Raw genomic sequence first — 14,943 nt, 5'->3', positions numbered from 1 at the left:
CGGGTCCGGTCAGGTGCGCATCTCCGGGTGCGCGTCCTTGAACGTCGTCTCCCGCGGGTGCGGCGGGGCGGGACGGCCGGTCCGGCGGTGCGTCCCCGCCTGACGGGACAGGAGCAGCCCGAAGGAGACGGCGAGCGCAGCGGCGACGACCGCGAGCGCGACCCGTCCGTCCGCGACGATCGACATGCCGAGGCCGAGCATTCCGCCGAGCACCCAGCTGAGCTGGTGCAGCGTCTCCGACACCGCGAACGTGGACGAGCGCATCTCCTCGCCGATCTCGCGCTGCACGACCGCGTCCATGGACAGCTTGCCGAGCACCTGGCCGAGACCGGCCGCGGTCGCCACGGCGAGGGCCGCCCACAGCCCGAAGAACGCGGCGCCCGCCGCGGTGACGGCGGTGACGGCCGCCAGCGTCGCGGACACGATGAACCGGGGCGCCCGCGCCTTCATCCAGGCGCCGAGCGCGGTGCCGATCAGCCCGCCCGCGCCCGCGCACGCGGCGAGCAGGCCGAGCGCGACATGGTGGGACACCGGGTCGAACCGCTCCTGCCGCAGCAGGAACGCCAGGTAGATGATCAGGAAGCCGGAGAAGGCCCGCAGGACCGCGTTGGCCTCCATCGCCTCGGCGACGACGGGCCCGACGCGCGGCAGCGCCCGCCAGCGGCGCGCCCGCCTCGTGGCCGGTTCCGGTTGCGGCGCCTCTTCGGGGACGTCCACGTGCCCCGGCAGGCGCATGGTGAAGACGACGCCCAGCAGGAACACGGCCGTGCCGATGCGCAGCACCCAGCCCGGTCCGATGAGGACGGCGAGTCCGGCCGCGGCCGGCGCGGTGATCGACGCGGCGATCAGCCCGGCGAACGAGGCGCGCGCGTTCGCCGTCACCAGCGTGATCTCGTCCGGCAGGACGCGCGGGGTGACCGCCGCCCGCAGCACCCCGAACGCCTTGGACAGCACCAGCACGCCGAACGCGGCGGGCAGGAAGGTGACCTGGTCGCCGTGCGGGAGCGCGCTCGCCATCGCCCAGCACAGCAGCGCCCGCATCACGAAGGTGCTCGCGATCGCGTACCGGCGGACGTGCCTGGCCCGGTCCAGCGCTGGGCCGATCAGCGGCGCGACGAGCGCGAACGGCGCCATGGTGACGACGAGGTAGAGGGCGATCTGGCCGCGCGCCTGGTTGACGTCCAGCCCGAAGAACAGCGTCCCCGCGAGCGCGACCGTGACCATGGCGTCGCCGGCGGAGTTGAACGCGGACGCCTCGATCAGGCTGCCGAGGCCGCTGCGCCCGGCGCCCTGCGCGTGCGTGACGCGGCGGGTGAGCCGGCCCGTCCCGAGCACGGCCGAGCGCGCGCCGCGGCCCGCCCGCGCCGCGCCTCCGGCGGCGGCGCGCACGGACCGTCCGAGCCTTGTGCGGTCTGCCATGCGCCCTGGTCTCTCCCAGTGGTCGTGCCGGCTTCTCACCGGGGTGCGGCCATCGGAGTCGTTGTTTGAGGGTACGTTCCCCGCTCGAATGCGGGCTCACCCGGCCGCCGCCGCACGGCCGGGTGTTCGGCCACGTCCCCGGATAGGCGAGAATTGAGGTGTGAGCCCACAGCGCCAGTCCAGCCCCGCGCGTTCCGCCGCCGCGCGCACCACGTCCGGGCCCCCCCGCCGGACCCGCACGCCCGCCGTCGACGCGGCCTGCGCCGAGGCCGTCGACCTCGCCCGCGACGCCGCCGACGACACCGCCCGCCCGATCCCCGTCGGCGAGCATCTCGGCTTCCGCGCCGAGGCGGACCGCGTGGTCACCCACTACTTCGAGTGCCTCGACCCCGCCTACCGGGGCTGGCGGTGGGCGGTCACCGTGACCCGGGCGTCGCGGGCCAGGAACGTCACGGTCAGCGAGTGCGTCCTGCTGCCCGGCGACGAGGCGCTGCTGGCGCCGGCGTGGGTGCCGTGGCTGGAGCGGCTGCGTCCCGGCGACCTCGGCCCCGGCGACCTGCTGCCGACCGCGCCCGACGACGTCCGGCTCGCCCCCGGGTTCACCCAGGTGGACGACTCGACCGACCGCGAGGCCCAGTGGGAGCTCGGCCTCGGCCGCGTCCGGGTGCTGTCCCGGGAGGGGCGCGACGAGGCCGCGGCACGCTGGTACGAGGGCGTCGCCGGCCCCCGCGCGCCCATCGCCGCGTCCGCCCCCGCCCAGTGCTCCACCTGCGGTTTCTTCGTCTGCCTGGCCGGCGGGCTGCGGCAGGTCTTCGGGGTCTGCGCCAACGAGTACGCCCCCGACGACGGCCGCGTCGTCTCCGCCGACCACGGCTGCGGCGCCCACTCCGAGGCGGTGTCGATCCCGGCCGCGTCCGAGCACAACCCGCCGGTGATCGACGAACTGGGCTACGAGATCGTCCCGTCCGGGGACGACGACACCGCGCCCCTGGACGACGAGGCTCTCGGCCACAGCTGACGCCATGCCGGACACTCCGGACATCTTCGGTACGCGCGCTCTTCGCGACCGCGTGCTGCGCGCCTGGGCCGAGTCCCCGGCGCGCTTCCGCGAGGACGCAAACGCCGAAGAGGACTACGCCCTCGGCGGCTACCGCGACCGCGTGGTCATCGAACTCGCCCAGAACGCCGCCGACGCCGCCCTGAGCGCCGCCGTCCCCGGCCGCCTCCGCCTGACCCTGCGGACGTCGCCCTCGGGCACCGTCCTGAGCGCGGCCAACACGGGGTCGCCGCTGGACGCGGGGGGAGTCGAGGCTCTCTCCACCCTCCGTGCCTCCGCCAAACGCGACGAAACCGGCACAACCGGCCGCTTCGGTGTCGGTTTCGCAGCGGTCGTGGCCGTGACCGACACCCCGTCCATCGCGTCCGGGGGCGCGGGGGTCGGGTGGTCGGTCGAGCGGGCCCGCGCGTTGGTGGAGGGGCTGGACGAGGTCGCCGACGAGGTTCGGCGGCGGGGCGGGCATGTGCCGCTGCTGCGGCTGCCTTTCGCGCTGGACGCGGTGCCCGACGTTCCGGACGGCTTCGACACCGTTGTGCGGTTGCCGTTGCGGGAGGACGCGGTGGCGTCCGTCCGGCGGCAGCTCGGGCAGGTGGGGGCGGCGCTGATGCTGGCCTTGCCGGCGTTGGAGCGCGTTGAGATCGATGTTGACGGGGACGTGCGCGAGCTGACCGCTGAGCGGCGGGCCGGCGGCGAGGTGGTCGTCAACGGGGGTGTGTGGCGGACGGTCGAGGCGCATGGGGAGATCCCCGCCGTCCTTCTGGAGGACCGTCCTGTGGAGGAGCGGGCGCGGCCGTTCTGGCAGGTTCGCTGGGCTCTGCCAGAGGGCGGCCTGCCCGAGGACGTTTCCGGCGTCGTGCATGCGCCCACGCCCAGCGATGAACGGCTGGATCTGCCTGCCTTGCTCATCGCGTCGTTTCCGCTGGCGCCTGATCGGCGGCATGTTGCACCTGGGGCGCTGACTGACTTCCTTGTGGAGCGAACCGCTGAGACCTATGTGCGGCTGCTGGGCGAGTTGCCGGTGTCGCCGCGCGTGCTCGATCTCGTACCGGGGCCGGTCGGAGCGGGAGAGCTCGACGCGCGGATCCGGCGGCAGATCCGGGAGCGGCTGCCCGAGGCGCCAGTGCTGCCGCACCGGACGCGGGGGAGGGACGCGATCGCCGTGGACGCGCCGGCCGCGTTCCTCGAGGTGCTCGGCGGAGCGGACGCCGTGGTCGGCGGGCTGCTGCCGGCGGAGTGGCCGGCGCGGAGCCCGGCGCTGGCGGCGCTCGGCGTCCGGCGGGTCGAGCTGGCCGACGTGATCGACGAGCTGGCCGCTGTGGACCGGGAACCGGCCTGGTGGCACCGGATGTACGAGGCGCTCGGCGGGGCCGCCAGGGACGCGCTGGGCGCCCTGCCGGTGCCGCTGGCCGGCGCGGCGGGACGGGTGGTGCGCGGTCCGCGGGGCCTGCTGATCGCGGACGGCGTCGATCCGGCAGGGCTGGACGTGCTCGGGCTGCGGTTCGTCCACCCCGAGGCCGTGCACCCGCTGCTGCCGCGGCTCGGGGCGATCGAGGCGGGGCCGCGCGCCGTGCTCGGCGACGCCGCGGTGCGGGCGGCCGTCGAGGACTCCTTCGAGGCCGACGATCCGGACGCCGTCGCCGAGGCCGTGCTGGGGCTCGTGGCGGGCGCTCACCTCGATCCGGGGGAGGAGCCCTGGCTGGCAGAGCTGGCCCTGCCCGGTGACGACGGGGAGCTTTACCCGGCGGGCGAGCTGCTACTGCCAGAGAGCCCCCTGCGGAACCTCATGGCCGATGACGCGCCGTTCGGCGTGGTGGACGGCGAGGTGCTGGAACGGTGGGGCGCGGAGACGCTCACGGCCCTCGGGGTTCTGGACGGGTTCGCGCTGGCCAGGAGCGAGGACGTGAACCTCATGGGCCTCGCCGATGAGGCCGAGACCCTCGAACTCGACGACGAGGACCTCTGGGCGGACGAGGCCCTGCGGCGGATCGGGCCGCAGGACCTTCCACCCCTTGTGCCGGAGTTCACCGCCGTCCGCGACCTTGAACTCGTCGACGACTGGGCGGCGGCGCTCAGGGTGCTTGCCGGCCCGCCATGGCGGGCCGCGATCGTCGACCCCGCCCACGTGACTTTGCACGATGGCAGGCGCGTCGCCGTGCCCTCGTACACGGCGTGGTGGCTGAGGCGGCACCCGGTGTTGGACGGGCGCAGGCCGGGTGAGTTCCGGCTAAGCGAAGACGAATCGCTGACAGGGCTGTACGACGTCGCGCCACAGGGCTTGGACAAGCGGCTACTGCTGGCCTTGGGCGTCCGTACGTCGCTGGAAGAGCTGCTTGAGGAGCCCGGCGGCGCCCAAGAGCTGCTGGAGCGGCTCGGTGACCCCGGCCGGTCCGTCACCCGTGGCCAGCTGGGCGGCCTCTGGACGGCCTTGGCCGACACCCCCGAGGTGGACATCGAGCCACCCGACCACCTGCGAGCCATCGTGGACGGTGAGGCCGAGGTCGTCGACGCCGGAGACGCCCTCATCCTGGACAGCCCCGATCTCCTGCCCCTCCTGCAAGGGCAGCCGCTCGTCATCGCCGCTCAGGGACGTGATGCGCGGCTTGCCGAGCTTCTCGACCTTCCGCCGGCGGGGGACGAGGTTCCGGGCGAGGTCGGGTCGGACGGCGAGAAGCGTCCCGTTTCGGAGGCGGTCAGGGCCGTCCTGCCGGATGCCCCCGCCGACTACCTCGCCCACGAACGCCTCGTCGTGGACGGCCAGGACGTCCCGTGGTGGACGAGAGACGGCGAAGTGCACGCGAGCGGCGTTCACGGGCTGGCGCGGGCGCTGGCCTGGTCCACCGGGAACTGGGCCGACCGGCTGCTGGTCGAGGCCGTCCTGCGCGATCCGGAGTCCCTGCCCGTCCTGCTGGCCGAGGCCGACCTGGAGCCCTAGTCGGCGTCGTGCCGGGCCTCTTGCCGGGCCTCTTGCCGGGCCTCGCGCTGGGCCTCTTGCCGGGCCTCGCGCTGGGCCTCTTGCCGGGTGTCGCGCTGGGCGTCCTGCCGGGCGCGGCCGGCCTGGAGCCGCGGGGTGTACCACATGGCGAACACGCCGATCCCGATGCCGGTGGCGCACACCCACAGCCACCAGCGATCCTCGGACGGCAGCCCGACGACGAGCAGCACGACGAGCGCGATCGCCCAGGCGGCCGTGCCCGCGGCCGCGATGCGGACGTCGTTGGTCTGCATCGGCGGGGGATCCGGGAGTCGCGATCGGCTCATGGGGTCAGGCTACGCGGCGCGGGCCGGAGAGTCCTCCGGTGACCACGGTGATGAGCAGTTCATAGCTGGCCTCCAGGTCGGCCGGCAGGCCGAAACCGCCGGCCGCCTCCAGGACGGCGAACCCGTGCACGGCCGAGCGCAGGCAGCGGGCCGCGTGGACGAGGTCGGCCCCCTCCAGTTCATAGCCGCGCAACGCCCCGTACAGGATGCCGAGGAGACGCTCCGCCGCGGCGTCGCCCTCCGGCGCCGCCGCCTGCTCCATCGCGCCGTAGCGGGCCGGATGCTCGACGACGTAGGAGCGGTAGGCGCGCATCAACGCCCGGACGGCGTCGTCGCCGGAGCGTCCGAGGGCGGCCTCCGCCACCCGGTCGGCGATCTCCTCCAGCACGCGGGACGTGACCAGATGTCGCAGTTCGGCGAGATTACGGACATGCTTGTACAGGGAGGGTGTCGCGACCCCGACCCGTCCCGCCACCGCCGCCAGGGTGAGGGCGCCGGGGCCGCCGTCGTCCACGACGGCGACGGCGGCGTCCACGACCGCGTCCGGGGACAGTCCGGCACGGGGCATTCCGACCTCCTGTGATAGTGGTAGCCAGTAGGCTAATGTCATTAGCGACAGTGTCAAGTGGCGGCGTGGCAGCATGGGCAGCAGCACCGGGAGACCAATGACGATGACACCGCCACCGATGACAACGCCGCCGATCCGCGGCCGCACGGCGTCCGCGCCGGGGCTGGCCGAGGAGCTGCGCATCTCGATCGCGCGGCTGACCCGCCGGCTGCGCACGCTGCGCCCGCCCGCGGCGGGCGAGGGCGGCCGTCCGCTGTCGCTCACGCAGTTCGCCGCGCTCGCCGCCATCGAGCGGCACGGGTCGATGACGCCGCGGGAGCTGGCCGACCACGAGAAGGTGCAGCCGCCCTCGATGACCCGCGTCATCGCCTACCTGGAGGACCGCGGGCTCCTCGTGCGCAGCCCGCATCCGACCGACGGGCGGCAGGTCGTGCTGGAGGCCACCGAGGAGGGCGCCGCCCTGCTCGCCGACGAGCGGCGCCGCAAGGAGGCATGGCTCGCCCGGCGGCTCGCCGAGCTGACCGAGGACGAGCGGGAGATCCTGCGCCGGGCCGCCCCGATCCTCGACAGGCTCAGCAGATCCTGACCCTGTGGCGGTCCTCATGTTCCCTTGCCGGAATACCGCCGCCGCGATTACCGTTAGCGTTGGTAATGACTTCTGCTAACGAAACCCCCGACGAACCGGAGGGGACCGCGACGCGTGGCCCCCACGGTCGGCGCCGCGCGCACCCGGCCCGCGCCGCCGCCGGTCCCCTCGCCCCCGCACCCCCCAACACGACGTCCCCCAAGACCGCGGCCCCCAAGATCGCGGCCCCCACGCGCACCCGCCGCCGCCCCGCCCCTGGCCGCCCCCTCTCCCGCGTGACCGTCCACCCCGCCGGCCGCGCGGACGCCCCCGCAGACGACTCCCCGCACACCGGCGACCTCCCACGGCAGGGACTGCCCTTGGACTCCGGCGAGCCCGCGAGCATCGACGGAACGTTCCAAGACGCCGTCCCGGACGAGCCCGCCGAAAGGCCCGACGGGCCGGACCAGGACGAACAGGCGCGCAGCGGCGGCATGTTCCGTTCGCTCCGGAACCGCAACTACCGGATCTACGCGGCCGGCCAGGTCGTCTCCAACACCGGCACCTGGATGCAGCGCGTCGCGCAGGACTGGCTCGTCCTCGAACTCGCGCACGGCAGCGGCATCGCGCTCGGCGTCACCACCGGCCTGCAGTTCCTGCCGATGCTGCTGTTCGGGCTGTGGGGCGGCGTCATCGCCGACCGGTACCCCAAGCGCCGCATCCTGATCCTCACGCAGGTGTCGATGGGCGTGCTCGCGCTGATCCTCGGCCTGCTCACGCTGAGCGGCAGCGCCCAGGTCTGGCACGTGTACCTGCTGGCGTTCGGGCTCGGCGTCGCCACCGTCGTCGACAACCCGGCCCGCCAGTCGTTCGTGGTGGAGATGGTCGGCAAGCGCGACCTGCCGAACGCGATCGCGCTGAACAGCGCCACGTTCAACGGCGCCCGGCTGCTCGGCCCCGCCGTCGCCGGCGTCCTCATCGCGCTGATCGGCACCGGGCCGGTGTTCCTGGTGAACGCCGCGTCCTTCGGCGCCGTCCTGTTCAGCCTGTACGCGATGCGGGCGGGCGAACTGCACGACGCGCCGGCGGTCAAGCGGGCCAAGGGGCAGCTCCGCGAGGGCCTCCGCTACGTGCGCGGGCGCCGCGACCTGATGCTCGTCCTGATCCTCATCGGGTTCCTCGCCATGTTCGGCATGAACTTCAACACGACGGTCGCGCTGGTCGCCAAGGAGGTCTTCCACACCGACGCGTCCGCGTTCGGCCTCGCGTCCAGCATGCTGGCGCTCGGCGCGCTCAGCGGCGCCCTGCTCGCGGCCAGGCGGGTCGCCAGGCCGCGGCTGCGGCTGCTGGTGGCGATGGGCCTGGTGTTCGGGACGCTGGAGGCCCTCACCGGGCTGATGCCGACGTACTGGCTGTTCCTGGCGCTGCTCGTCCCGACCGGCATCGCGATGATGACGATCACGACGGCGGCGAACGCGACGATGCAGCTGGGCGTCTCCCCGGAGATGCGCGGCCGGGTCATGGCCCTCTACATGCTCGTGTTCCTCGGCACGAACCCCGTGGGCGCGCCCGCGATCGGCTGGCTGGCCGAGCACTTCGGCGCGCGGGCGAGCCTCGTCGTCGGCGGGCTGGTCTCCGTCCTCGCCGCGCTCGCGGTGGGCGCGGTGGCCGCCCGGGGCGAGGCGGGCGAGGGCGGGGTCCTCGCCCGGCTCCGGCGCCCGCGCCCGGCCGAAGGCTGACGGCCCGATCCGCGTGACAACGGGTGCCGTCTGCTGAAAAGCTGGAAGGGTGGCCCTCCGGACGCTCCCATGAGGCTTTTCGTGGCGCTCGTGCCGCCACCGGACATCCTGGACGAGCTTGAGGAGGCCCTCCGCCCGCACCGGGACGCGGTGCCCGAGCTGCGCTGGGTCCGGCGCGACCTGCTGCACGTCACGCTGACGTTCCTCGGCGAGGTCGACGACCGCACCCTCGACCGGCTGCTGCCGCGGCTGGAGCGCGCCGTCGGGCGGCACGAACGCATGACGCTGTCGCTGGCGGGCGCGGGCGCGTTCCCCGGCAGCGGCGCCCACGCCCGCGTCCTGTGGACGGGCCTGTACGGCGACCGCCGCCGGCTGGCACGGCTCGCCGCGTCCACCACCGCCGCCGGGCGCCGCGTCGGGACGCTCCCCGACAAGCACCGCGGCTTCCGCGCGCACCTGACGCTGGCGCGGTCCCGGCGGCCGGTGGACGTGCGATCGCTCGTCGAGCCGCTGTCGGCGTTCGCCGGGGCCCCGTGGACGGCCGACTCAGTCCACCTGATGCGCAGCCACCTGCCCGGCAAGGACCACGGCCAGGTGTCGTACGAGTCGCTGAAGACGTGGTCGCTGCGTCACAGCTCCGGCGGCGGCGGCGCCGGACGGTCGGCGTCGGGCGGCCCCCACGGGACGCCGTAGCGCTCGCAGGCGCGGCGCAGCTCGTCCAGGTCGGGCGGGAACGTGATCTGCCGCAGCACCCGCCCGGACGGCGCCCACACCACCAGCCGCGGCATCCGCTCCGCCGCCTCGTCGATGCCGACGCCGCCGACGCGGTCGCGGGTCAGGTCCCATTCGACCTTGCCGCGCCTCGTGACGACCGCGAGCCCGGCGGACGACACGCGAAGCTGCGAACGGTTCCGGTCGTACAGCCAGTAGCCGATGAGGCCGATCGCGAGCCCGGCGGGCATCGACCAGCCCGCCGTCGTGTTGAACCCGCCGAGGTCGGGGCCGAGCCACACCGCCCCGAGCAGCGCCACCGCCTCGCACAGCAGGACGCTCATCCCGTACGTCCCGAGGCGGGAGCGGCGGGTCGCGTCCAGGAGCGCGCCCGGGGCCGTGACAGGGGTGGGCGGCGCGGAGACGGAGAACGTGAATTCCTGCTCGCCGCCGGCCGCGCCTTCGGGCCGGGGCGCCGCGACGTCCTGCGCCGCACCGTCCTGCGCCGCACCGTCCTGCGCCGCACCGTCCTGTCCCGCACCGTCCTGCCCGGCGACCGGCGCGGGCAGCGCGGCCGTGGCCCGCTCCGGTTCGGGCGCGGCCAGCGTCGACACGGCCGAATGGAACGCGGCGCTCAGGTAGGCGTCGTACTCGGCGTCGTTGACCGGCAGGCCCGCCCGGCGGGCCGATTCGCGCAGGTCGGTGCGGGAGATCCGCAGCGCCGACAGCGGCGCGGCGAAGAACTCGTCGCCGTCGGAGTCGTACAGCCGGACCCACGCGTGCCCGCCGATGGTCAGCAGCTCGATGCCGCCGATGCGGTCCTCGGGCATCTTCAGCACGATGTCGCCCGCGGCGTCTGCCCAGCCGAGCCCGCCGTCGGCGACGACGAGCCGCCCGCCGGGCACCTGCGCGAAGATCTCCGGCAGCCCTTCGAGCCCGTAGTCGGGACGGCGCGGCGCCCGCGCCCCCGGAGTGATCACCCGGTAGCCGTGGTCGTCGAGGGCGTGCGCGAGCTGGAAGCCGTCCAGGCCGTGAGCGGGCAGCCGGGCGACGAGCTCCAGCCGGTGCCCGAACGCGAGCGCGGCGAGGTCGGCGCGGCGCGGCTCCCCGCTGACCGGGTCGAGGCGCAGGCCGGGGCCGACGACGACCGCCGCGACGTCCCCGGCGCGCAGGTCCTGGGCCTCGCGGCGGCGGCCGGGACGGGCCCGCACCCGCAGCCGCTCGGCGGTGATCGTCCAGCGGACCTGGGCGGCGCGCAGCAGCCGGCGGCGCGTGCCGAGGACCCCGGCGATCGCGGCGAGCGCCCAGCAGCCGGCGGCGAGCCGGGCGCCGAACGCGCTCGTGCCGTCCAGCGCGATCCGGACGATCATCATCGTGCCGAGCAGCGCGGTCAGCGCACCGAGCAGCATGATCCGGCGGCGGCTCGGCAGCGGTTCGGGCGTGTCCAGCCGCTGCTCGCCGGGCCGCCTGCCCCGGCCGCGGGACGGCGGGCCCCCGGTGGACGGCTCGGCGGGCGGCTCGTACGCCGCCGCCAGCAGCGCGGCCTCCTGGTCGAGGAGGCGCTTCTCGGCCGCGTGGTCGCGCGGCAACGGGCCGCTCCCCGGGATGTCGTCCTCCAGCCCGGAGGCGCGCAGCGCCTCGTCGAGCGCCGGGTCGAGCAGGTCGGTCGCCTCGCCGTCCAGCACGTGCATGGGGATGCCGAGCCGGCGGGCCGTCACGAACACCGCCAGCGGCTCCAGGCCCATCGCGGTCATGCCGCCGACCGCCGTCCGCCCGAACCGGTGGAAGACGGTCAGCACGCCGTCGCCGGTGGTGATGGCCAGGCCGTCGATCCGGGACCGCTCGTAGGACACCATGACCAGCCCGCCCGGACCGATCCGTTCCAGGCCCGCCGCCGACAGCCGCCAGTACGGGCGGGGACGGCGGCGGCGCGCGTCCGGGACGGCGCCGAGCAGCCACGGGACGGCGGCGACGGCGCCGATCAGCGCGGCCCACAGCCACACCGGCCGGATCGGCAGCAGCGCCAGCGCCACCGCGAGGACGGTGAACGGGCCCGCGGCGACGGGGCGCCACCGGCCCCCGGGGCCCGCGAGGCCCACCAGCTCATGCTCCACAGTCCGCATCCTCACACGGGTCCCCGCGGGACCGTCGCCTCGTTCCGCTAACTGATCGTCCCCCGAAAGGCTTTTCCATCGCGCTGGTCAGGTTGAACGGTCAACTCCCGTCACCTGGTTCCCACCCGTCACCGCCGCCCCCGGACCAGGCCGTAACCGACCGCTCCCGCGATCGCCAGCGCGAGGAACAGCCCGGCCCGGGTGCCGGTGGCGTCCCTGCGGCCGTTCTCGGTCTCGCCCGCCGCCCCCGCGTTCTCCGGCGAGGCGGACGGCGAGGCGGCCGGCAGCGCCTCCTGCGGCAGCGGCAGCTGGTGGACGGGCTGGCTCTTGCCTTCGGACCCGACGAGCAGCGACCTGCCGTCCGCCGTGTAGGTCACCGACTCGCCCTGCGCCTGCATGGGCATGTCGATCGACTTCAGCGTCTTGCCGGGCCGGCCGTCCGGCCCCACCGAGTACAGCCGGGCGCCGAAGTACGTCCGGATCACGCAGGTGCGGCCGTCGGGGGAGAACGCCCCGTCGGTCGCGATGGCCGGAGCGTCGCCGACCTTGTGCATGACGTTGAACCCGCTCGTGCGCAGCCTCGCCGGCGCCTCGTAGATCTTCCCGCCGAACAGCTTGCTGGCGATGTACAGCCGGTTGGTCCTCGGGTTGATCATGAGCGTCTCGGCGTTGCGCGGCCCGTCCGCGTACTTGATCTTGAATGCGGTGGCGTGCAGCGTCTGGCTGCGCAGCCGGGCCGGCTCGGGGATCCGGTACACGGTCACGTACGGCCAGGCGCCGCCGAGGTTGTCGCCGATGTCCGCCACGAAGATCGCCGGACGGCCGCCGCCGTCCCGGCCGAGCGCGATGCCCTCCCAGTCGCGGGCGCTCGCCCCGCCGACCGTGAGGACGGCGCGGACCCGCCCGTCCGGGCCGAGCGCGAAGATCTGCGGGACCCCGCCGGAGTCGTTGTGGGTGTAGACGACGCCCGGATGCCGGGCGCTCGCCGCGAGGCCGCTGGACTCGGTGATCCGCGGGTCGCTGATCGTGAACGCGACCCGGTCGTCCCGCGCGGCGGCCGGCGCGGCGGGGGCGAAGAGGGCGACGGACGCCCCGGCGAGGACCGTCGCGGCCCCGGCTCGGGCGGCGACGCGGCTTGCTGACATGGCCTGATCATCCCCGTTCCGCGCCCCGTCGATCATATGACCCGCACCGGTGTCAGCTCAGCAGTGCCCCGACGACCACGGCGAGGACGAGCGCGGTCAGCACGGTGGGAAGCAGCCATTGGGGCGCGCGGTTCACGCCCCGAGCCTATTCGGACTCGTGTACGGGTCGAACCGTCCGCCCATGATCTGCATCTCATCAGACATGTGTGGATTGTTCGGGATGGTGCGTTCGCCGTTCGCCGAGGACGCGGGGCCGGCGTCGGACGTGTTCGTGACGCTGGGCATGCTGGCGGAGGAGCGCGGCACGGACTCGGCGGGCCTCGCCCTCCTCGGCGCGTGGCCCGGCCTCGGCGGCTGGCCGAGCCTCGGCGGCCCGGCGGGCGGCTGCCGCGTGGTGCGGGGTCGCGGCCGCTTCGCGGAGATCTGGCGCCCCGCCTACGTGCCCGAACTGGACCGCTCGCCCGTCGCGATCGGCCACACCCGCTGGGCGACGCAGGGGTCGCCGCTGGAGCCCCGCAACGCGAGCCCGATGGCCGTCCGGGACCTCGTCGCCACGCACAACGGGGACATCGACGCCGCCGACCTGCGGTCCCGCTTCGCACTGCCGCCCGCCTCCGGAACGACCGACAGCGAGCCGATCTTCCAGCTCCTCGCCGGCTGCAAGGGCCCGTCCGAGGTGACCGCCGTCCTGGAGGCCGTGATCGGACGGGTCGCGCTGGCCTGGGTCCACCGCGACCGCCCGACCGAGGTGCATCTGGCCCGTGGCGCGCTCAGCCCGCTGACCGTCGCCGTCGACACCGACCAGAACATCTACTGGGCGTCCAACCCGCGCTGGTTCCGGGACGCCGAGCGCCACACGCGGGCGCGCTTCAGCTCGGTCGTGATGCTCCGCGAGGGCACCTACGCAAAGATCGGCATGGAGCCCCGCCCGGGACGCCGTGACCGCCCCGAGGTGCTCGCGACGGCGAAATTCCTGCCCACGGCCCGCCACACCGACATGGACCCCCGCGTCTGGACGGGCTTCACCGACGACGACCGCGAAGTGGACCGCGCCGGCCTCCTCCACCGAGCCGTCCACCGCCCAGACGGCACCAGCGACCTAATCACAGTCGCCTGACCGTTCGGAGAATCTCAGTGATTCTCGTTCCTGATTCGCTGGCGTCCGCCCCGGCAGGCCGGGGTCTTACGTCGCCTCCACAGGCGTTTAACGTCTCCGGGGAACTGCCCGGCGACGTGTGGTCAAGCGGCTTGCTGGTCTTGCTGCAAGGCGGCCAGGAGGTTGTGTGCGGCGTTGACGTCGCGGTCGTGGACGGTGCCGCATGCGCACTGCCAGGTGCGGTCTGCGAGGGTGAGCGCGGTGTTGATCGTGCCGCAGTCTCCGCAGAGCCGGGACGAGGGGAACCAGCGGTCTGCGGCCCACACCTGCGCGCCGTACCAGTCGGCCTTGTAGGCGAGCTGGCGGTAGAACTCGCCGAACCCGAGGTCGGAGATCGCGCGGGCCAGGCGCCGGTTGCGGGTCATGCCCGCGACGTTGAGAGTCTCCACCGCGATCGCCCGTTTGGTTCTCGCGAGCGTCGTGGTGGTCTTGTGCAGGAAGTCCGCGCGCTGGTGCGCGACGTCCAGGTGGAGCTTGACGACCCTGCGGGCCGCCTTGCGCCGGTTCGCCGACCCGTCGGCCTTGCGGGACAGTGCCTGGTTGGCGCGGCGGAGCTTGCGGAGCGCGGACTTGAGCGGCTTGGGGGCGTGGAGTTCAGTGACGGTGCCGTCGTCGTCCACGATCGTCGCGAACGTTTTCACCCCGACATCGATCCCGCATGCCGGGGCATCCTCTGCCGTCCGCCGCGCCTGGTTGACCTGGGCACGGTCGATCTCGATCTGAAACGACACCCACCAGCGGCCCGCCGTCTCCTTTACCGTCGCGCCGATCACCCGCGCGGCCCCGTCGGTGATGCGGCCGGTGAGCCAGGTCATGTCCTCGCGGGTGCGGACCTTCCCGATCCCGGGCAGGTACACGGCCCGCTGGTGGGCGGGCCGCGCCCGGTCGGCGTCGTAGCGGAACCGGGACCCGTGCTTGCGTTTCCGCCACGTCGGGAATCCGACGCGGGCCCCCTTGCGGGCGCCGGAGCGGAAGTCGAAGAAGTTCTTGAACCCCTGCCCTCGGGGGACGCGCCGCCCCCAAGAACCACAGGGCATGAACCCCAGCCCCCGGTTACGGGCAGGGACGTGGAGGGAGCGCCAGCGAGTGGAGCGGTCGTGCCCGGCGCGCCGTGTCCCCGCAGTGGAGCGGAGCGCTAGCGGAGTGGAGCGAGGAGACCCGTGTCGCGCAGCCGGGGGGTTCGGGGGGTCGCCCCCCCGGTAAGCAGCGTT

General features: G+C 74.3%; 12 protein-coding genes. 6 read left to right on the top strand and 6 right to left on the bottom strand.

Features of this window, described 5'->3' with window-relative positions:
• Window positions 1-9: 9 nt before the first annotated feature.
• The gene (locus SM418_RS21185) at window positions 10-1,419 is read right to left on the bottom strand and encodes an MFS transporter (RefSeq protein ID WP_371942816.1); all 1,410 of its coding nucleotides are present in this window, start codon (window positions 1,417-1,419) and stop codon (window positions 10-12) included.
• A 160-nt stretch (window positions 1,420-1,579) separates the two neighbouring features.
• Between SM418_RS21185 and SM418_RS21180 the strand changes: the two genes are divergently transcribed.
• Window positions 1,580-2,437: a DUF3027 domain-containing protein gene (locus SM418_RS21180; protein WP_371942815.1), complete on the top strand. Its 858-nt coding sequence runs from the start codon at window positions 1,580-1,582 to the stop codon at window positions 2,435-2,437.
• Between the two features lie 4 nt (window positions 2,438-2,441).
• Window positions 2,442-5,408 (top strand): sacsin N-terminal ATP-binding-like domain-containing protein, encoded by a 2,967-nt coding sequence (locus tag SM418_RS21175; RefSeq protein WP_371942814.1) that lies wholly within the window; start codon window positions 2,442-2,444, stop codon window positions 5,406-5,408.
• Here SM418_RS21175 and SM418_RS21170 read toward each other — a convergent pair.
• Window positions 5,405-5,734 carry a DUF2530 domain-containing protein gene (locus SM418_RS21170; protein ID WP_371942813.1) on the bottom strand — a complete coding sequence of 110 codons (330 nt, stop codon included), beginning with the start codon at window positions 5,732-5,734 and terminating at the stop codon, window positions 5,405-5,407. The genes SM418_RS21175 and SM418_RS21170 overlap by 4 nt on opposite strands.
• A 4-nt stretch (window positions 5,735-5,738) precedes the next feature.
• The gene (locus SM418_RS21165) at window positions 5,739-6,302 is read right to left on the bottom strand and encodes a TetR-like C-terminal domain-containing protein (protein ID WP_371942812.1); all 564 of its coding nucleotides are present in this window, start codon (window positions 6,300-6,302) and stop codon (window positions 5,739-5,741) included.
• Between the two features lie 118 nt (window positions 6,303-6,420).
• Here SM418_RS21165 and SM418_RS21160 point away from each other — a divergent pair, with 118 nt between their 5' ends.
• The 3 genes from SM418_RS21160 (at window position 6,421) to thpR (ending at window position 9,299) form a co-directional block, all read left to right on the top strand.
• Window positions 6,421-6,888 carry a MarR family transcriptional regulator gene (locus SM418_RS21160; protein ID WP_371942811.1) on the top strand — a complete coding sequence of 156 codons (468 nt, stop codon included), beginning with the start codon at window positions 6,421-6,423 and terminating at the stop codon, window positions 6,886-6,888.
• A gap of 473 nt (window positions 6,889-7,361) precedes the next feature.
• On the top strand, window positions 7,362-8,606 hold the full coding sequence (locus tag SM418_RS21155; protein WP_371942837.1) for an MFS transporter: 1,245 nt from the start codon (window positions 7,362-7,364) through the stop codon (window positions 8,604-8,606).
• Window positions 8,607-8,675: 69 nt separating this feature from the next.
• Window positions 8,676-9,299 (top strand): RNA 2',3'-cyclic phosphodiesterase, encoded by a 624-nt coding sequence (gene thpR / locus SM418_RS21150; RefSeq protein ID WP_371942810.1) that lies wholly within the window; start codon window positions 8,676-8,678, stop codon window positions 9,297-9,299.
• On the opposite strand, the gene SM418_RS21145 is transcribed toward thpR, so the two are convergent.
• Window positions 9,236-11,431: a hypothetical protein gene (locus tag SM418_RS21145; protein WP_371942809.1), complete on the bottom strand. Its 2,196-nt coding sequence runs from the start codon at window positions 11,429-11,431 to the stop codon at window positions 9,236-9,238. The two genes, thpR and SM418_RS21145, sit on opposite strands and share 64 nt — an antisense overlap.
• Window positions 11,432-11,559: 128 nt before the next feature.
• On the bottom strand, window positions 11,560-12,576 hold the full coding sequence (locus SM418_RS21140) for a hypothetical protein (protein WP_371942808.1): 1,017 nt from the start codon (window positions 12,574-12,576) through the stop codon (window positions 11,560-11,562).
• A gap of 220 nt (window positions 12,577-12,796) precedes the next feature.
• On the opposite strand from SM418_RS21140, the gene SM418_RS21135 reads away from it, so the two are divergent.
• Complete coding sequence (locus SM418_RS21135; protein WP_371942807.1) at window positions 12,797-13,693, top strand: class II glutamine amidotransferase domain-containing protein; 897 nt, start codon at window positions 12,797-12,799, stop codon at window positions 13,691-13,693.
• A 122-nt stretch (window positions 13,694-13,815) separates the two neighbouring features.
• Here SM418_RS21135 and SM418_RS21130 read toward each other — a convergent pair whose 3' ends face one another.
• Window positions 13,816-14,769: an RNA-guided endonuclease InsQ/TnpB family protein gene (locus SM418_RS21130; RefSeq protein WP_371966091.1), complete on the bottom strand. Its 954-nt coding sequence runs from the start codon at window positions 14,767-14,769 to the stop codon at window positions 13,816-13,818.
• Window positions 14,770-14,943: the final 174 nt, after the last annotated feature.

The organism is Actinomadura chokoriensis (genome assembly GCF_041463665.1).
GTDB lineage: Bacteria > Actinomycetota > Actinomycetes > Streptosporangiales > Streptosporangiaceae > Spirillospora > Spirillospora chokoriensis_A.
Note: the sequence above shows the minus strand (reverse complement) of the source record. Positions and strands in the feature narration are given on the sequence as shown.